This window comes from Dietzia sp. 111N12-1 (genome assembly GCF_001658045.1).
GTDB lineage: Bacteria > Actinomycetota > Actinomycetes > Mycobacteriales > Mycobacteriaceae > Dietzia > Dietzia kunjamensis.
The window spans coordinates 81,049-99,134 of record NZ_LSSV01000038.1; the positions used below are offsets into that span (position 1 = coordinate 81,049).

The 18,086-nt window shown below is 71.3% G+C and carries 13 protein-coding genes; 2 read left to right on the top strand and 11 right to left on the bottom strand.

Features of this window, described 5'->3' with window-relative positions; genetic code table 11:
• Positions 1 to 5: 5 nt before the first annotated feature.
• Genes AYO52_RS10245 through AYO52_RS10265 form a run of 5 tightly spaced genes read right to left on the bottom strand, consistent with a single transcriptional unit; the run spans position 6 to position 7,507 of the window.
• Complete coding sequence (locus AYO52_RS10245) at positions 6 to 2,063, bottom strand: biotin carboxylase N-terminal domain-containing protein (RefSeq protein WP_067716706.1); 2,058 nt, start codon at positions 2,061 to 2,063, stop codon at positions 6 to 8.
• A gap of 11 nt (positions 2,064 to 2,074) precedes the next feature.
• On the bottom strand, positions 2,075 to 3,673 hold the full coding sequence (locus tag AYO52_RS10250; RefSeq protein WP_067716709.1) for an acyl-CoA carboxylase subunit beta: 1,599 nt from the start codon (positions 3,671 to 3,673) through the stop codon (positions 2,075 to 2,077).
• Positions 3,670 to 4,872 (bottom strand): acyl-CoA dehydrogenase family protein, encoded by a 1,203-nt coding sequence (locus tag AYO52_RS10255; protein WP_082923930.1) that lies wholly within the window; start codon positions 4,870 to 4,872, stop codon positions 3,670 to 3,672. The genes AYO52_RS10250 and AYO52_RS10255 overlap by 4 nt, the downstream gene beginning before the upstream one ends.
• Positions 4,869 to 6,692 carry an acyclic terpene utilization AtuA family protein gene (locus AYO52_RS10260; RefSeq protein ID WP_067716712.1) on the bottom strand — a complete coding sequence of 608 codons (1,824 nt, stop codon included), beginning with the start codon at positions 6,690 to 6,692 and terminating at the stop codon, positions 4,869 to 4,871. Before AYO52_RS10260 ends, AYO52_RS10255 begins: the two co-directional genes overlap by 4 nt.
• Positions 6,689 to 7,507 (bottom strand): TIGR03084 family metal-binding protein, encoded by an 819-nt coding sequence (locus AYO52_RS10265; protein WP_067716716.1) that lies wholly within the window; start codon positions 7,505 to 7,507, stop codon positions 6,689 to 6,691. Before AYO52_RS10265 ends, AYO52_RS10260 begins: the two co-directional genes overlap by 4 nt.
• Positions 7,508 to 7,642: 135 nt before the next feature.
• Here AYO52_RS10265 and AYO52_RS10270 point away from each other — a divergent pair, with 135 nt between their 5' ends.
• Positions 7,643 to 9,250 (top strand): class I adenylate-forming enzyme family protein, encoded by a 1,608-nt coding sequence (locus AYO52_RS10270; RefSeq protein ID WP_082923931.1) that lies wholly within the window; start codon positions 7,643 to 7,645, stop codon positions 9,248 to 9,250.
• 10 nt (positions 9,251 to 9,260) lie between these two features.
• Here the strand turns inward: AYO52_RS10270 and AYO52_RS10275 are convergent, their stop codons facing one another.
• From AYO52_RS10275 to AYO52_RS10285, 3 genes are all read right to left on the bottom strand, one after another.
• On the bottom strand, positions 9,261 to 10,670 hold the full coding sequence (locus AYO52_RS10275) for an acyclic terpene utilization AtuA family protein (protein WP_067716721.1): 1,410 nt from the start codon (positions 10,668 to 10,670) through the stop codon (positions 9,261 to 9,263).
• 36 nt (positions 10,671 to 10,706) lie between these two features.
• Positions 10,707 to 12,257 carry a succinate CoA transferase gene (locus tag AYO52_RS10280; protein WP_067716723.1) on the bottom strand — a complete coding sequence of 517 codons (1,551 nt, stop codon included), beginning with the start codon at positions 12,255 to 12,257 and terminating at the stop codon, positions 10,707 to 10,709.
• A gap of 152 nt (positions 12,258 to 12,409) precedes the next feature.
• On the bottom strand, positions 12,410 to 12,841 hold the full coding sequence (locus AYO52_RS10285; RefSeq protein WP_067716725.1) for a hypothetical protein: 432 nt from the start codon (positions 12,839 to 12,841) through the stop codon (positions 12,410 to 12,412).
• A gap of 72 nt (positions 12,842 to 12,913) precedes the next feature.
• Between AYO52_RS10285 and AYO52_RS10290 the strand changes: the two genes are divergently transcribed.
• Positions 12,914 to 13,420, top strand: coding sequence for a MarR family winged helix-turn-helix transcriptional regulator (locus tag AYO52_RS10290; RefSeq protein WP_067716728.1), 507 nt, complete (start codon positions 12,914 to 12,916; stop codon positions 13,418 to 13,420).
• 177 nt (positions 13,421 to 13,597) lie between these two features.
• Here AYO52_RS10290 and AYO52_RS10295 read toward each other — a convergent pair whose 3' ends face one another.
• The 3 genes from AYO52_RS10295 to mmsB form a co-directional block, all read right to left on the bottom strand.
• A complete protein-coding gene (locus AYO52_RS10295; protein WP_067716731.1) occupies positions 13,598 to 15,073 on the bottom strand; it encodes an MFS transporter in 1,476 nt (491 codons plus the stop codon).
• A 1,237-nt stretch (positions 15,074 to 16,310) separates the two neighbouring features.
• A complete protein-coding gene (locus AYO52_RS10300; protein ID WP_067716732.1) occupies positions 16,311 to 17,174 on the bottom strand; it encodes a LuxR C-terminal-related transcriptional regulator in 864 nt (287 codons plus the stop codon).
• Between the two features lie 25 nt (positions 17,175 to 17,199).
• A complete protein-coding gene (mmsB, locus tag AYO52_RS10305) occupies positions 17,200 to 18,084 on the bottom strand; it encodes a 3-hydroxyisobutyrate dehydrogenase (protein ID WP_067717005.1) in 885 nt (294 codons plus the stop codon).
• Positions 18,085 to 18,086 lie beyond the last annotated feature (2 nt).

Below are 18,086 nucleotides of genomic sequence, written 5' to 3' on the forward strand. Positions count from 1 at the left end.
CGTGGTCACTCCTGGACGCTGGTGGTGTCGGTGCTGTCGGTGTCGGTGTCGGAATCGGAGACGACGGCGAGGATCGTCCCCGACTCGACCTGTGTGCCGACCTCCACGGGGAGCTCGGTGACGATGCCGTCGACGGCGGCCGAGATGGTGTGTTCCATCTTCATGGCCTCCATCCACAGCAGCGGCTGGCCGGCGGTGACGGTGTCACCGACGGAGACCGCGACGCGGATGACCGCACCGGGCATGGGCGCGAGCAGCGAGCCGGCGGCGACCTCTGCGGCGGGATCCGTGTAGCGGGGCGGCTCGATGAGCGAGACGGGGCCGAGCGGCGAGTCGACCTCGACCACGGTGTCCGCGCCCGGGGTCTCGTAGCGGGCCACGGTGAAGACGCGGCGCACTCCCCTGACCTCGAGCACGGCGGAGTCGGGGCCCACCTCCTCGACGGTGACGACATCGGCCAGGTCCCCGTCGGGGCGGGCGCCGGAGCGCTCGCGAATGTAGGCCACCTCGAGCTCGTCCTCGCCGTGACGGAACGTCCGCTTCTGCAGGGTGCGGCCGACGTTGCGGAACCCGGCCTGGGCCAGTGCCACCGGTCCGGCGAGGTGGTCGGCGGTGCCGGAGACCACTGCCGAGGCCAGCGCCGAGATGGCGACGGCCTCGTCGTCCGCGAGCGGCGCGGCGAGCGAGTCGGCACCGTGGTCGTCGAGGAACGCCGTCGACAGGTTCCCGGCGATGAACTCCGGGTGCCGCAGCACGCGGACGAGCTGGGCCCGGTTGGTGGTCAGCCCGTGGACCTGTGCCCGGGCCAGGGCGCCGGCGAGGGAGGCGCAGGCCTCCGCGCGGGTGCGGCCGTAAGAGATGACCTTGGCGAGCATCGGGTCGTAGTGGACGCCGATGAGGGCGCCGTCGGGGCCCGGCTCGACACCGCTGTCCACCCGGATGCCCGGGCGGTGGGGCCCTTCGAAGCTCGAGGAGACCCCGGGGACGTCGAGCGCCCAGAGAGTTCCCGACCCCGGCGTGTAGTCGTTCGCCGGGTCCTCGGCGTACAGGCGGGCCTCCAGTGACCAGCCGTGGGTGGCCGGTGGCTCCGCGGACGGCAGCGGCAGGCCCGCCGCCACGTCGAACTGCAGGGCGACCAGATCGAGTCCGGTGGTGGCCTCGGTGACCGGGTGCTCCACCTGGAGGCGGGTGTTCATCTCGAGGAAGAAGAACTCGCCGTCGTCGGTGGCCAGGAACTCGACCGTGCCGGCGCCGGTGTACCCGATCGCGGAGGCGGCGTCGCGGGCTGCCTTGTAGAGCGCCTCCCGCATTCCCGGAGTCCGCTCGACGAGGGGACTGGGGGCCTCCTCGATGACCTTCTGGTGGCGGCGCTGGATGGAACACTCGCGCTCCCCCACCGCCCAGACGGTGCCGTGCGAGTCGGCCATGATCTGGACCTCGATGTGACGTCCACGCTCGAGGTAGCGCTCGCAGAACACCGCGTCGTCGCCGAAGGCGGACTTCGCCTCGCGCTGCGCGCCTTCGATCTCGTCGTGCAGCGAGTCGAGGGTGCGGACGATCCGCATGCCGCGACCTCCGCCACCGGCGGACGCCTTGACGAGCACCGGGAGCATGTCCTCGGTGAGGTCGGCGGGCTCGAGGTCGGTGAGCATCGGCACGCCGGCCTCGCCCATAATCTTCTTGGCCTCGATCTTGGAGCCCATGGCCTCGATGGCCGCGACCGGCGGGCCGACCCAGGTCAGGCCCGCGTCGATCACGTCGCGGGCGAACCCGGCGTTCTCAGACAGGAACCCGTATCCGGGGTGGATGGCGTCGGCGCCGGCCGCCTCGGCCGCGGCGATGACCAGATCACCGCGCAGGTAGGTCTCGGCGGGGGTGTTGCCGGGCAGGCGGACGGCGGCGTCGGCCTCGCGGGTGTGGGGCGCCTCGGCATCGGCGTCGGAGAACACGGCGACAGTGGTCATGCCGAGTAACCGCGCGGTGTGGTGGACGCGTCGGGCGATCTCGCCGCGGTTGGCCACCAGGACTGAAGTGATCGGAGTCGGGATTGATGAATTCTCCATGATTTCGTTCCTCACATCCGGAAGACGCCGAAGCGGTCGGTTCCGGCGACTTCTCCGGAGTGGATCGCGGACAGGCTGAGGCCCAGCACCGTCCGGGTGTCGCGGGGGTCGATGACGCCGTCGTCGTAGAGCATCCCCGACAGGAAGGCGGGCAGGGACTCCTTCTCGATCTGGTCGGCGATCGCGGTCTTGAGTCCGTCGATGGTCTCCTGGTCCATCTCCTGACCGCGGGCGGCGCTGGCGGCCGCGGCGACGGAGGTGACCACGTCGGCGAGCTGCTGCCCACCCATGACGGCGGACTTGGCGCTGGGCCAGGTGTAGAGGAACCGGGGGTCGAACGCGCGGCCACACATGCCGTAGTGGCCGGCACCGTAGGAGGCGGCCGTGATGAGCGACAGGTGCGGGACCTCGGAGTTGGAGACCGCGTTGATCATCATCGCGCCGTGCTTGATGATGCCGCCGCGCTCGTACTCCGACCCGACCATGTAGCCGGTGGTGTTGTGCATGAACAGCAGGGGTGTGTCGTATCGATTGGCCAGCTCGATGAACTGGGTTGCCTTCTGGGCCTCCTCGCTGAACAGCACGCCGCGCGCGTTGGCGATGATCCCGACCGGGTAACCGTGGAGCTCGGCCCAACCGGTGACGAGACTCGCGCCGTACAGCGGCTTGAACTCGTCGAAGACCGAGCCGTCGACGATCCGGGCGATGATCTCGCGCGGGTCGAACGGGATCCTGAGGTCCTCCGGGACGATCCCGAGCAGCTCGTCGGTGCCGTACAGCGGCTCCGCGACCTGGGCACGCGGGGCGCGCCCGGCCTTGGTCCAGTTGAGACGGCGGACGATACCCCGGGTCAAGCGGGCAGCGTCGGCCTCGTCCACCGCCAGGTGGTCGGCCAGGCCGGAGACTCGGGCGTGCATGTCGGCGCCACCGAGGGTCTCCTCGTCGGCGATCTCACCGGTGGCGGCCTTGACCAGCGGCGGGCCGGCGAGGAAGACCTTGGAACGTTCCTCGATCATGACGACGTGATCGCTCATGCCGGGCACGTACGCGCCACCGGCGGTGGAGTTTCCGTAGACCACGGCGATGGTGGGGATGCCGGCCTTGGACAGGCGGGTCAGGTCGCGGAAGAGCGCGCCGCCGGGGACGAACACCTCCTTCTGCGTGGGCAGGTCGGCGCCACCGGACTCCACGAGGCTGATGACCGGGATCCGGTTCTTCATGGCCACGTCGTTGAGACGGAGGACCTTGCGCAGCGTCCACGGGTTGGAGGTGCCGCCCTTGACCGTCGGATCGTTGGCGATGAGCAGGCACTCGACGCCCTCGACCACACCGATCCCGGCCACCACGGAGGCACCGGTCTGGAAGTCGGAGCCCCACGCGGCGAGCGCGCACAACTCCAGGAACGGGGACTCCGGGTCGAGGATCATGTCGATCCGCTCGCGGGCGGTGAACTTGCCGCGCTCGCGGTGGCGGGCGACCTTGCGCTCGCCACCGCCGGACAGTGCCGGCTCGAGATCCGTGGCGAGCTGGTCGAGCTTGCCCTCCATGGCCTGCCTCGCGGCACCGAACTCGGCGCTGGTGGTGTCCAGTGTGGAACGGAGGATTGTCATGCCGTGAACCCCAAACGTCGTCCGGCGAGGGTGGTCAGGATCTCGGTCGTGCCGCCCCCGATGCCCAGGAGCCGGACATCGCGGTACTGGCGGCTGACCTCGGACTCCGACATGAAGCCGAGTCCTCCGAACAGCTGCACCGCCTGGTTGGCGACCCATTCGGCGCACTCGACGGCGGTGTTCTTGGCGAAGCAGACCTCGGCGATGGCGTCCTGCCCCGACACCGCCAGGTTCACACAGTGGTGCGTGTAGGTGCGGGCGAGATCGATCCGACGGGCCATCTCGGTGACCGTGTTCTGCACGCCCTGCCGGGACAGCAGCGGGCGTCCGAAGGTCTCCCGCTCGCGGACCCAGTCCAGCGTGAGATCGAGGCAGCGCTGTGCCTGGGAGTATCCCTGGGCGGCCAGCGCGGCGCGCTCGCCGACGAAGCCGATCCCGATCTGCGCGAAGCCGTCGTTCTCCGCGCCGACGAGGTTCTCCACCGGCACCCGACAGTCGGTGAACGTCAGCTCGGCGGTGTCGGAGGCGCGCCAGCCGAGCTTGTCGAGCGGCGCCGAGATGTGGAAGCCCGGGGTGTCCGTGGGGATGACGAGCAGGCTCACACCGGCGGCGCCCTTGAGCTCCTCGCCGCCGGTACGGACGGCGGCGACGACGAAGTCGGCGCGCGTCGCGGAGGTGATGTACGTCTTGGCACCGTTGACGACGTAGTGATCGCCGTCCCGCCGGGCCGTGGTGGTGAGGTGGCCGACGTCCGATCCGCCACCGGGTTCGGTGATGGCCAGGGAGCCGATCATCTCGCCGGCGAGGGTGGGCTTGACCCAGCGCTCGATCTGTTCCGGGGTGCCGGACTGGGCCAGGTGCGGGATCGCGATGCCGCAGGTGAAGAGTGACGCGAACACGCCGCCGGACACTCCGGCCTCGTGCAGCGCCTCGCACACGATCATCGAATCGATCGCGTCGCCGCCACCGCCGCCGACCTCCTCGGGGAACGAGACCCCGAGCAGTCCCAGCTCGCCTGCCTTGCGGTGGAGCTCGCGCGGGATCGAGCCCGCGGCCTCCCACTCGTCGAGGTGGGGCAGGATCTCCCGCTCGGCGAAGCGGGTCGTGGCCTCGCGCAGCGCGAGACGCTCCTCGGAGTACCAGGGGTCGCCTGGCACATGGGGTGGGACGGCGGGGACGGTACGGCGTGGGATGGTCACTCGTTCTCCTTCGCTTGGGCCGGTGCGGCGGTCACGGGGGCGTTGATGTGGTCGGGGATGTCGACGACCCGGGAGCGGAGCCACTCCGCCAGGCCCTTGGCCTGCGGGTCCCAGCGGTAACCGTGCGCCACGCCCTTGCCGAGCAGTCCGTCGATGACGAAGTTGACCGCGCCCAGCTTCGGCAGCTCATAGCGCTCGATCGGCAACTCCGCGGCCTCGGGCAGGAGGCGTCTCAGCTCGTCGACGGTGAGGGTGTCTCGCATCCAGGCGTAGGCCTCGGCGTCACCGGCCCACAGTCCGATGTTGGCGGTGCCGCCCTTGTCGCCGGAGCGGGCCCCGAGGACGTCGCCCAGCGGGCGCCGGCGGGTCGACCCCGTCACCGGCACTGCGGAAACGAGCGGGTTGCCGTCGGCGTCCAGTCCGTCGGAGGCGTGGCCGTCGCCCATCTCCTCCGTCCTGGCGGGGGGGTCGATGTCGACCCGGGTCCCGTCGGGCAGGACCGCGATGTGCGGCACCTCGTTTTGGTCCAGGTAGGCGGGGATGTACACGCCGTACGGTCCCCCGCGGCCGGGCGGCGCGCTGGGGGTGGCGCCCGGATAGCTGGACAAGGTCATGGCGACCGCGGCATCGGAGAACGCTCGACCGACCACGTCGGAGTCCGGGTCCCAGGCGACGATGGTCATCAGCGCGGTCGCGGCGGCCTGGGTGTCGGCGTCGGGGTGGTCGGTGCGGTGCAGGCGGAAGTCCAGCTGCGCCGGCTCGCGCTCGAGCCCGGCCAGGAGCTGGCGCTCGACCAGGGCCGCCTTGTCCTCGATGTCCAAGCCCGTGAGCAGGAACGTGATCTCGTTGCGGAAGCCGCCGAGGCAGGTGACGGACACCTTGGTGGTGGGCGGTGCCGTCTCGCCCACGACGCCGGAGATCCGGACGCGGTCGGCACCCTCCTGCTCGAGCACGGCGGTGTCGAGTCGGGTGACGACGTCGGGTCCGCCGTAGCGCGCGCCGGTGACCTCGTAGAGCAGCTGCGAGGTGACGGTGCCGACGGTGACCGCGCCCCCGGTTCCCGCATGCTTGGTGATGACGGAGGTGCCGTCGGCGGCGATCTCGGCGATCGGGAAGCCGGGCTTCACCGGGTCGGCGATCTCGCCGCGGTTGAAGAAGGCGTAGTTTCCGCCGGTGGCCTGCGTGCCGCACTCGATGACGTGGCCCGCGGCGGTGGCGCCGGCGAGTGCGTCCAGGTCGTCGCGTCCCCAACCGAAGTGACTGATCGCCGGGCCGACGATCACGGACGCGTCCGTGACGCGGCCGGTGACCACGATGTCGGCCCCCGCGTCGAGGCACCGTGCGATGCCGAAGGCGCCCAGGTAGGCGTTGGCCGTGACCGGGAACCCGGCGTCCTCTGGGACGTCGAGCTCCCCGATCCGGGCGATGAGGTCGTCGCCCTCGACGTGGGCGACCTTCGCCGGCAGCCCCTGCCGATCCGCGAGTTGGCGGATGGCGTCGGCCAGCGCGGCCGGGTTGACCCCACCCGCGTTGGCCACGATCTTGACGTTCTTCTCGAGTGCCAGAGCGAGGCAGTCCTCGAGCTGGCGCAGGAAGGTCTTGGCGTAACCGAGCTCGGCGCTCTTCATCCGGTCGCGGCCGAGGATGAGCATGGTCAGCTCGGCCAGGTAGTCACCGGTGAGGACGTCGAGTTCGCCGCCGGAGAGCATCTCGCGCATCGCGGAGATGCGGTCGCCGTAGAACCCGGACATGTTGCCGACGCGCAGTGGCGCGGGGGTGGACGGTCCGGGGGTGGACGGCGTGGACGTGGACGAGGTCATGCTCGTGCTCCCTTCTCACGGCCGCTGCCGGGGAGTCCGGCGAACGCCTGGGCGATGCGGAGCCATCCCAGCGCGTCCTCGCCGTCCGCCTCCAGAGCGGTGTCGTCGAGGTGCACACGCTGGGTGACCAGCAGACAGAAGTCGAGGATCGGGCCCGTGACCCGCTGCTCGGCGTCGGCGGGGCCGAACTCGAGGACGGTGCCGTCGGCCTGTGTGAGGGCGACGTGGACCTCGGAGGCGGGTGCCTCCAGCCCGTTCATCATGTAGGCGAACGCGCGGGTCTTCCAGCCCAGACGGGCGACGTGCGGGAGGGCGCCGAGGAAAGCCGGGTCGGTGTCGACGCCCACGCCCAGGGCGTCCGCGACGTCCACGCCGTGCGCCCAGGTCTCCATGATCCGGGCGGTGGTCATGGACTTGGACCGCATGGGCGGGCCGAACCACGGGATCTTCTCCCCCGGGTCGGCGGCCTTGAGCGCGTCGGCGAGTTCGCCCCGGGCGAGGCGCCAGCGCGCGAGGACCTCGTCGCGACCGGTGGCGGCGATCTCGGCCGCGCCGGCGTCGACGAAGCCTGTGGGGTCTGACGAGGCCTTGTCCACCACGGCCTGGAAGGCTTCCGCGTCGCGGATGGCGGTGACGGAGACCTCGTCGGTCCAGGCCAGGTGGGCGATCTGCATCGCGACGTCCCAGCCCTCGGCCGGGGTATCGGTGTTCCAGCGATCGGCCCCGACGGTCTCGACGAGCTCGTCCACCCGGGCGTTGAGTGCGGCGAGGGCCGCGTGCGGATCCTCCGTCTCGGAGGGCTGGGGCTTGGTCATGGCGAGAACGATCCCACCTCCCCACGAATAAAGCAAGCGTGCTTGCTTGCTTTTGTCCGCCACCCCTGGAAGTCTTTGCCGTGGTGATCCCCGTCACTTCTGATGCGGGAGGCCCCGACCCCTTACGGAGACACCGTGCGACTAGATCTGACCGGGATCGACCCCGTCGACCACGCCCTGGCCCGCCGCTGCTCGGTGGGTGCCCTCCCCACCCGGGCGGCGGCCACGTTCGCGGGCCGGACCGCCCTCACGGACGACGCGGGATCGTGGACGTATCTCGAGCTCGAGGCCGTGTCCAACCGGTTCGCCCACGGGTTGACCGCGCACGGGATCGAGGCGGAGGAACCGGTCGCGCTCCTGTCGATGAACTGCCGCGAGTTCGTCGCCACCTACTTCGGGACGGCCAAGGCGGGGATGGTCTCGCTGCCCATCAACCTCCTGTCCGGGTTGGACAACATCGAGCACGCCCTGACCGACTCGGGGACCCGCATCCTCGTGGTCCACGGTTCACTCGCGGAATTGGTGATGGGAGCGGTCGCCGCCATTCCCGCGATCCGCACCGTCGTCGTCGTCGGAGGCGTGCCCGACGGCCTGGAGGCCCCCGCCGACGGTCCCGCGCTGATCGGGTGGGACGACCTCCTGGCCGACGACGACACCAATCCCGACACGGTGATCGGCGACCGCCAGGTCGTGCAGTGCCTCTACTCTTCCGGGACCACCTCACGCCCCAAGGGCGTCCTCACCTCGCACCTCGCGGTGACCATGGCCGCGCTCGGCAACGGGGCCGTCTTCGGCCTCAACTGGGGAGCCGAGGCCTCGGTCACGGTCTGCCCGCTCCCCCTCTTCCACACCGCCGGCCTCAACGGGGTCCTGTTGTCCGCCGTCACCATGGGCGCGACCGTCCACCTCCTGCCGGGCTTCGACCCGGTCCAATACGCCGACACGGTCGCCCGGGTCCACGCCACCCACCTGGTCGGCCTGCCTCTCATGCTGGAGGCCCTCGCCGACGGCAGGGACCGCGGCCTCGACCTGTCCTCGATCCGGTTCCTGCTCTACGCCATGGCCCCGATGTCCGAGGAGATGCGCAGACGCCTGGAGTCCGCGCTCCCGGACGCCAGGATGGCGCTGGCCTCGGGGATGAGCGAGTGCACCCCGGCCACCGTGATGCAGTGGCCCGAGCTCAATCCGGACAAGTCCGACTCCTGGGGTTACCCCACCCCGATCGCGGAGAACCGGATCAGCGAACCGGGCGGTGCCGAGCTCATGCCCGTCGGCCAGGAAGGCGAGATCGTCTACCGCGGACCGACGGTGATGGAGGGCTACTGGAACAACCCCGAGGCCAACGCCGCGGCGTTCGTGGGCGGCCGCCTGCACTCCGGCGATCTGGGGCGTATCGACCGGGAGGGGGTCGTGTGGTTCGCCGACCGCGTCAAGGACATCGTCAAGTCCGGCGGCGAGAACGTCTCCTCGATGCACGTGGAGCGGGTCCTCATGGACCACCCGCACGTCGCCGAGGTCGCCTGCGTCGGGCGCCCGGACCCCAAGTGGGGCGAGCTCGTGGTCGCAGTCGTGGTGCCCGCCGAGGGCGCACCGGCCGAGGACGATCTCAAGGGCTCGGTCATGGAGTTCGGCGCGGAGCGGCTCTCCCCCTCGCACCGGCCGCGCGACGTCGTGGTGGTCGACTCCATCCCCCGCACGGCGACCGGGAAGATCCGAAAGGCCGAGCTGCGGGCGGCGCAATGACAGGGCGGGGTCAGGGGCCGACCTCGAGGAGCTCGCCGGGGATCTCCAGGCGGGCCGCCGTGAGGTCGGCTCCGAGCCCGGGCCGCAGCACCTCGCCCCGTGGCGGGCGGGCCACGAGATTGACCGCCCGGAGATTGGGCAGCAGGTAGCGCCGGATGTCCATACCGTCGAGACCCGGGATGAGTTCACGGATCCGCTCGACGGTGAGCTCCCCGGCCAACCAGGCGAACGCCGAGTCGTCCCATGTCCACACCGCGATGTTGACCCCGCGGCCGACCACCCCGCGTCGCACACTCGCGACCGAGCCCAGGACGGCGGTGACGGGCTCCCCGCCCGGGACGGCGCCCGGAGTCCACGGGGTCGGTAACTCCCCCGGCCCGATGGGCGCGGTCTCGACCGGCACCGGGACCGTGACGCGGGCGCCGTCGGGCATGACCACGGAGTGCCCCGTCTCCCCCTGCGCCAGGGGGCGGGCGACCCGCACGGGACGCCGGTCGCCACCGGTACCCCGTGTCATGGCGACCACCGCCACGACCGGCGGGGCCGGTTCACCACGGGCACCGCTGATCCGGACCCGGTCGGTGCCCTCCTGCGCAAGCCTGAGGGAGTCGAGCCGCAGCACCACGTCGGGCGCCGCGTACCGCGCCCCGGCGACGCCGTCGAGGAGCTGATCGGTGACGGTCCCGACGGTGACCGACCCGAAGGCCGAGGGATGGCGCGTGACGACCGCGCACCCGTCGTCGGCGATCTCCGCGATGGGGTAACCCCCGGTGACCGGATCGGTGGTGCGGGTGACATCGGTCGTGGAGTCGACGACCCCCGTCGCGCCGGGGCCACCGGAGAGCACGTGCCCCACCGCGACCGATCCGGCGAGGGAGTCCAGGGCGGACGGCGTCCAGCCGTGGTGGGCCGCCGCGGCGCCGGCGACGAGGGCCTCGCGACTGACGCGCCCGGTGACGACGACGACGGCGCCGGCCGCCAACGCCCGGGAGATGCCGAACGCCCCGTGACGCACCGTCGCGACATCGGCCCCACCGAGACCGAGTTCGGTCGTCCGGTCCGTCACGTCACCGGCATCGACGCAGGCCACTGCCAGGTCCAGACCCGCGTCCCGGGCGACGGACCGCAATTCGGCGGCGAGGCCCTCGGGGTCCAGTGCGCCCGCGTTGGTGACGATCCGCACGCCCCCGGCGCCGAGCTGCCCGAGACACTCGCCGATCTGGACCAGCGCCGCCCGTTCGTAACCCGGTCCGCCCGCGGACCGCTGCTCGGCCAGATCGAGCATCGCCTCGTCGGAGAGCATGTCGAGCGCGAGCACGTCCAGCGCCGCGGCCGCGAGGAACTCGGCCGTCGCCGTGGCACGGTCTGCCCGCGACGCCGAGACGTTACCTATGCGCAGGGGGCTCTGGGTGCTCGTCATCGATCCTCGGACTCCTAGTCGATCTGGGGCGGACGCCTACCCCAGCATGCTCCCCGTGGCAGCGAGGCGCGTGTGGAACGAGAAGGCGTCCTCGAGGATATGTGGCGTGTTGCCGGCACCCGGACGGGCCTCGGCCCGATCGAGGTAGTCGTGCAGAAGTGGTCGGAAGACGGGGTCCGCGCACCGGTCCACGATGAGACGCGACCTCTTGCGTGGGCTCAATGCGCGCAGGTCGGCGAGGCCGTGCTCGGTGACGATCACCTGGACGTCGTGCTCGGTGTGGTCGACGTGCGGGACCATCGGCACGATCGCCGAGACCGCCCCGTCCTTGGCCGTTGACGGGCTGAGGAACATCGACACGTATCCGTTACGCGTGAAGTCACCGGACCCGCCGATGCCGTTCATGATGCGGGTCCCGCCCACGTGGGTGGAGTTGACGTTGCCGTAGACGTCCGCCTCGAGCATGCCGTTCATGCCGACGATCCCCAGCCGCCGGACGATCTCCGGGTGGTTGCTGATCTCCTGCGGGCGCAACGTGATGTGGTCGCGGTAGAGGTCGAAGTTGTCCACCAGTTCCGTCAGTCCGTCCGCGGACAACGCCAGCGCGGTGGCCGAGGCGTGGGCGACCGTGCCCTCCCGGATGAGCTGGAGCATCGAGTCCTGGATGACCTCCGAGTAGCAGGTCAGGTCGGAGAACGAGCCGGCCGCCAGTCCGGCGAGGACCGCGTTGGCCACGTTGCCGATCCCCGCCTGCAGCGGGAGGAGACTGCCCGCCGGCATCCGGCCGCCGGCGACCTCGTGGTGGAAGAACTCGAGCACGTGGCCCGCGATGGCGTCGCTCACCGCGTCCGGCTTGGTCAGGGCGCTGGCGGAGTCCCTCTGGTCGGTGGGCACCACGGCGACGACCTTGGCCGGGTCCACCTCGAGCAGGGGCTGGCCGATCCGGTCGTCGGCCCGCGACAGCATGATCGGCCTGCGCTGCGGCGGGAGCGCCGTGCCGTAGTAGATGTCGTGCATGCCCTCGACGCCGTCCGGGATCCACGAGTTCACCTCGAGGATCACCTTGTCCGCCACGTCGAGCCAGGTCTTGCTGTTGCCCACCGACATCGCGGGGACGAGTTTGCCGTCCTCGGTGATCGCGGCGACCTCCACCACCGCGACGTCCACGTCACCGTAGTGGCCCTGCCACACCTGCTGTGCCACGTGCGACAGATGGACGTCCACGTAGTCCATCTCGCCCGAGTTGATCTTGCCGCGGGCCGTGGGCTCGCTCTGATACGGCATCCGCAGCGCGATGCCGTCGACCTCGGCGAGCATCGCCTCGGCCTCGGTCGCCACGGACGCCCCGGTGAGCAGGTTGACGGCGAGTCTGCCACCTGCCGCCCGGACCGAACGGATGCGCTCGGCCAGGGCCGGCGCGAAGGCCTTGGGCGTGCCCGCGCTGGCGAACCCGCTGATCGCCACCGTGTCACCATCGGCGATCTGATCCACAGCGGAGGCAGCGTCGGTGACCAGTCCCCGGAAGTGGGGATGGCGGATGCGTGAGGGGTCGTACGCGGTGCCCCGCTGCTGGACGGAGGTGCTCATACGCGGAGCCTATCGCCGGGTCGTCCGGGACCCCGACTCGCGATCCGGGCCCCACCCCCGGCCGGAGTGGGCGGGCGCCCTGCGGGCCACCTCGCCGACGGCGGAGACGGGACACATCACGGCCCGCCCCTCACCGCGTCGCCCGCGGACGCTCAGCTCAGGGTGCCGGACACGACCCGATCGGCGTCCAGCCGGACCGCCTCGAACCCGATCTCCCCTGCCGTGGTGCCCTCCGCGGGCCAGGGCGAGACGCCCCGGTCCCCCCGCTCCACCAGGACCAGCACCTCCCCGCCGTCGGGGCCGGATGCCCACACGAGGAGATGCGTGGGGCGAACGCCGTCGGAGCGGACCACGGCCCTGCCCTCGAGCAGCACCCGGCGCCCGCCCCCGCACCCTCCGGCGACCCGCTCCACAGTGGGCGGGCCGCCCTGGTCGTCGCCCCCGGCCACCGCCAACACCGCTCCCCCACGGGCGTCCGGCACCCGGCCGCCGGCGGCCGCGATCACCTGCGCCGCGCGGTCGTGGACCCGGGGCGCCCCGGCCGTCGTCGCCACCGGCGGGGATTGCGCATCGGAATCGGCCACGGCGCCTGAACCTCCTGGTTGGTGTGGATAGACTGCCCATCATCCCACCGCCGCGTCCGACAGGAGTGAGCCTTGCCCCCCAGGACCGCCCCGATCCCCGATCGCATCGACCAGGCCCGCGCCAACTGGGAGCGAGAGGGCTGGACGGACGCCGCGCAGGGGATGACGGTGGTGACCTCCGTGATGCGGGCTCACCAGATCCTCCTGGCCCGGGTCGAGGACACCCTGCGGCCGTGGAACCTGTCGTTCCCCCGCTACGAACTCCTCCGGCTGCTGGCCTTCTCCCGCTCCGGAGCGCTGCCCATCACCAAGGCCTCGGAGCGCCTCCAGGTACACGTCACCAGCGTCACCAGCGCCATGAAGCGACTCCTCGACGCGGGACTCGTGGAGCGACGGCCGCATCCGACGGACGGGCGGACGACCCTCGTGGAGATCACGGCCGAGGGCAGGCAGGTGGTGGCCGAGGCGACCGCGGCACTGAACTCCGGCGTGTTCGCCGACCCGGGGATGGACGAGGACGATCAGGTGGCGCTCATCGAGGCCATCGCCGCGCTTCGCCGGTCCGCCGGCGACTTCTGACCCACCCGGCCCGGCCGGGAGGGCCGCTCCCCGCCACCGCCGGTCGGTGTTACCGTGGCGATCGCCGGACCCCTGACACGACACCGCGCCCGGCCCCCTCTCGGGTGGGGCCGGGCGCGGCTGTTCGTGGGACGGATCCGCTCGGGGCTGTGAGCCCCCGGTCCCGTCAGGTGCGGGTCAGGGCACCTCGGTGGCGAGGACGCGGTCCTCGGTGATCTCGGAGTCCGCGTGCATCTCGTTCTTGCTGGACTCGGTCATGGCCACCACGCAGAGCATGGACATGGCGGACAGCAGCGAGAGCATGATTCCGACACCGAGCGTGTTGCCCGCGGCGACCATGGCGGCGGCAGCCAGCGGGGGCAGTGCGCCACCGAGGATGCCGGCGAGGTTGTACCCGAGGCCGGCACCGGTGTAGCGGTAGCGGGCCTGGAACAACTCGGGCAGGAGCGCGCCGGCCGGACCGTAGGCGATACCGAAGATGATCAGCGTGACGAAGAGGACCACTGCGAACGCGATCGGCGACCCGGTGTCGAGGATGGGGAAGACGAACAGCGTCCAGACCACGGCCAGCGCCACCGAGGTGCCGATGACCTTCTTGCGGCCGATCCGGTCCGAGTACATGGCGGACAGTGCGATGGCGGCACCGAAGATCAGGGCGGCGAGCATGCCCATGCCGAGGACGAAGGGCCGCGTGTGCTCGAGGTTCTTGGTGGCGTAGTTCGTGAGGAACGAGGTGCCCATGTAGAAGAGGGAGAACAGCGAGGTGAGCGCGCCACCGGCGATGAGGATCTCCTTCCACTGGTGGCGGATCGCGTCGGCGAACGGCAGCGTCTTGGGGGCCGGGGCCCGGTTCGCGGCCTTGTCGGCGGCCTCGGTCGCGGCGGCCTCCCTGGCCTGACGCTCCTGCGTCTGACGGAAGACCGGGGTCTCCTCGATCGAGATGCGGATCCACAGCCCGATCAGGACGAGGACGGCGGAGAGCAGGAACGGGATGCGCCAGCCGTACTGCATGAACGGGCTGTCGACGTCGGCGCCGTCGCCGGCGATCAGGGAGAAGAGGAGGAACGTCCCCGAAGAGAGGAAGAACGCGAAGGCCACACCGAGCTGGGGCCACATGCCCATCATCCCGCGCTTGCCCTGGGGTGCGTACTCCGCGGTGAGCAACGTCGCGCCCGCCCACTCGCCGCCGACCGCGAAGCCCTGGAAGAACCGGCAGACCACGAGGAGGGTCGGGGCCCAGATGCCGATACCGCCCTCGAACATTCCGAACGCGCCGGTGCCGTACCCGGGCAGCAGCCCGATGAATACGGTGGCGACGCCCATGATCATCAGCGTCCACACCAGCGTGCGCTTACGACCGATGCGGTCGCCGAAGTGGCCGAAGAGCGCGGCGCCGACCGGGCGCGCGAAGAAGGCGACCGCGAAGGTCGCGAACGACGAGAGCGTCGCCGCCGCCGCATCCTGGCCTGGGAAGAACAGAGTGGGGAAGACCAGCGCCGCGGCGGTGCCGTAGATGAAGAAGTCGTACCACTCGATCGTCGTTCCGATCGAGGAGGCCGCCGCCACCTTCGTGAGCGAGGTCTTCTTGGGCTCCGCTGACGGGTTCGGCGACTGTGGCGCCGTACCCCCGGCGGGGAGGTTCGTGGCTGTCAAGACAACTCCAAGTCTCGTGGGGCGCCGGGTGGGGGCCCTGGCGCGGGACGTGTTCCCCGACGAGTGAACGTCGATTGAGGAAAAGGTATGTGACTGGGGCCACACCCGATACACCCGAAAGTGGATGGTCGGTGATCCGGATCACGTAGTGGCCGGGCGACCCAGGCACCGCGGGACCGGAAGCGCACCGCCGCGAATGTCCCTCGGAAGACGAGCGAGACGCCGACAACCAGCCCGAAGAAGCGCGCCCGATGCCTCGGCCTCCCTCCCCCCACGAGTGCTCAGCGACCAGCCCTCGACTTCCCACCAGTCCGTATAGCTCTCCGCCTCGCGGGTACGACAGCGAGCGGGGTCTCCCCCGGTTCGTAGGCCCCGGTCCGACTGCGGCTCGTGGGACGCCGCGGACCTGCTGCGGGGTGTGGAGGGCTCTCGAGCTTCTACAACGGCTACAAGGTCGAGCGCGACGGCGCCATGCCCGGGTTCATCCGGTTCCCCGTTGTCGGTCCGGGCGCTGTCCACGGATTGGACGAGGGCGCCGCACGATTCGCGGAGCTGGTCGCCGATGAGCTCAAGGGGTTGCCCAGCGACTGGGCGCGCAGGGGTGTCGGCACGGTATACGGCGACACCTCCACGACGTTCGGTCGAGCGCGTCCGACTGGACCGTGTGGCCACCGGCCTGATCCGCGCGGTGCGGGCTGGCGGACCATTCGAGGAACCCGACTCGGCCCTGGCGGCGACGGCCGACCTGCGGGGCTCCGACGGCGCTGCAGTCGATGACCGGACAGCACCGTGGAGCTGCAGACCCTCGCCCGCCCGACTGTGCCGGTAGCGCGGTTCGCCGCGTCCGCGGCGGTCGCGCTCACGGAGAATCCCGGGACTTCGAGATACATGGGTGCCCCGGGCACGCAGCGAACGGGTCCGGCTGGATCGCCCCGGCGCCGACACGGACCCCGATCACCGGGACGACGCCACGACGGTCGACCCCGCCCGATTCATGGGGTGGACGACGCCGGGCAGCGCGAGGCGTTCGTTCCGCAGAGCGGGGCGAGTGTCCGCACCGGGGCCACTGTCCCGGCGAGATGCTCGCGGTCGCCGTGCGGCGACAGGGGGCCGGGGGACGTCGCCTTCCCGCGACCGGGGTCCGGGTGACGCGGCCGGACCGGGGGTCCGGGGGTCCGGGACAGGGCGACCTGCCAACACGCACCACCGTTCCGGGCCGCCGGCCGGTCGGCGCGGCTCAGGGCAGGACGCCGAGGAGCCGGGCGCGCGCCACGGACTCCATCCGCGACCGCGTGCCGAGCTTGGTGCCGATGTTGCGCAGGTACGCCTTGATGGTCTCCGGGGACAGCGAGAGCCGCGCCCCCACCTCGGCGTTCGAGCAGCCGAGCGCCACCTGGGCCAGCACGTCGATCTCGCGCGGCGAGAGCACCGACTTGGCGGGAACCGGGATGTCACCGGCGTCGGGCGCCCGTCCCACGCCGGCGAGTGCGGACCCGGCGGCCAGGAGACGGTCGCGCAGTGCCGGGTCGCCCAGCTCAGCGGCGATCGCCCGTAGCTCTCCGTGGAGGACCCGCAGCTGCTCGCGGTCCGCGGCCTCGAAGCCGACGGAGTGCTCCGCGGCGGCGAGGTCCGCCATCCGCAGCCGGCGGTCGACCTCGTCCCTGACCTGGAACTCCGCGGCGAGGTCCGAGGCGACCGAGTTGAACGTCCTGGCGACGTGGTCGCCGAGCTGGGTGGCCACGCGCGCCGACCCGTAGAGGATCGTCCGCGCGACGCCGGAGACCATCACCGGCACCGAGATGATGGCCCGGAGGCCCTCCTGCTCCACCGCATCGGCGTAGTCGCGCGTGATGCTGGAGCAGTCCTCGTAGTCGCGGACCGTCGCGGGACGCCCCGACGCCATGACGTGCCCACCGAGCCCCCGGCCCTTCGCCACGGCCAGACCCTGCATGGAGTTCGTGCGGACGCCGATGAAGCGGCTGAGCTTCGCCGTCTCGCCGTCGGCCTGCCCTGCGAACACGATCGGCAGACCGGACTCCTGCCGCGCGCGTCGCAGGGCGCCGAGGACCGCGTCCGAATCACTGGGTCGAAGGGTGGTCATGGTCAGCTCCCGAGAGTGGAGACGGTCAGCTCCGCGCGGAATCGCGGATGCTGGTGATGATGGCGCTGAAGTCCTTGCCACCGTTGTCCTGCGCGAACTCGTCGTACAGCGCCGCGGCCGCCGCACCGAGCGGCGCGACCGTTCCGGTGCTCTCCAGCGCGGCCAGGGCCAGTCCCAGGTCCTTGTTCATCAGGGCCGTGGCGAAGCCGGGCGTGAAGTCGTTGTTCGCCGGGGAGGTGGGCACCGGGCCGGGCACGGGGCAGTTGGTGTGCAGCGCCCAGCTGTTGCCGGTGGCCCCGGTGACGACGTCGTACAGGGCCTGGTGCTCGAGCCCCAGCCGCTCCGCGAGCACGAACGCCTCGCCGATCGCGATCTGGTGGACGGCCAGGACCATGTTGTTGCAGACCTTGGCGGCCTGGCCGGCCCCCGCGGCGCCGCAGTGGATGACCTTGCCGGCCATGGGCTCGAGGACCGGCTGCGCCGCGGCGAACGCCTCGTCCTCACCGCCCACCATGAACGCCAGCGTCCCCGCGGTCGCGCCCTTGACACCGCCGGAGACGGGGGCGTCCACCTGGAGCATCCCCGCCTCGACGGCCTTGGCGTGCACCGCCCGGGCGTCGTCGACCGAGATGGTGGACGAGTCGATGAACAGCGTGCCTGCCTCCGCCTCGCCCAGGACGTCGTCGTAGGTGGAGGTGACCAGCGCGCCGTTGGGGAGCATCGTGATGACGACGCCGGCCCCGCGGACCGCCTCGGCCGGCGTCTCGCACACGGTGACGCCGGCCGAACGCGCGGCCTCCTGCGCGGCGGAGACCGGGTCGAAACCGCGGACCTCGTGGCCGGCACCGACGAGGTTGGCCGCCATGGGACCGCCCATGTTGCCCAGTCCGAGGAAAGCGACGGTCGGCAGTT

Excerpts from the sequence above, each read along its gene's own strand:
- AYO52_RS10245 (WP_067716706.1), bottom strand. The coding sequence starts at position 2,063 with ATGGAGAATTCATCAATCCCGACTCCGATCACTTCAGTCCTGGTGGCC.
- AYO52_RS10250 (WP_067716709.1), bottom strand. The coding sequence starts at position 3,673 with ATGACAATCCTCCGTTCCACACTGGACACCACCAGCGCCGAGTTCGGT.
- AYO52_RS10260 (WP_067716712.1), bottom strand. The coding sequence starts at position 6,692 with ATGACCTCGTCCACGTCCACGCCGTCCACCCCCGGACCGTCCACCCCC.
- AYO52_RS10265 (WP_067716716.1), bottom strand. The coding sequence starts at position 7,507 with ATGACCAAGCCCCAGCCCTCCGAGACGGAGGATCCGCACGCGGCCCTC.
- AYO52_RS10275 (WP_067716721.1), bottom strand. The coding sequence starts at position 10,670 with ATGACGAGCACCCAGAGCCCCCTGCGCATAGGTAACGTCTCGGCGTCG.
- AYO52_RS10280 (WP_067716723.1), bottom strand. The coding sequence starts at position 12,257 with ATGAGCACCTCCGTCCAGCAGCGGGGCACCGCGTACGACCCCTCACGC.
- AYO52_RS10300 (WP_067716732.1), bottom strand. The coding sequence starts at position 17,174 with ATGACCACCCTTCGACCCAGTGATTCGGACGCGGTCCTCGGCGCCCTG.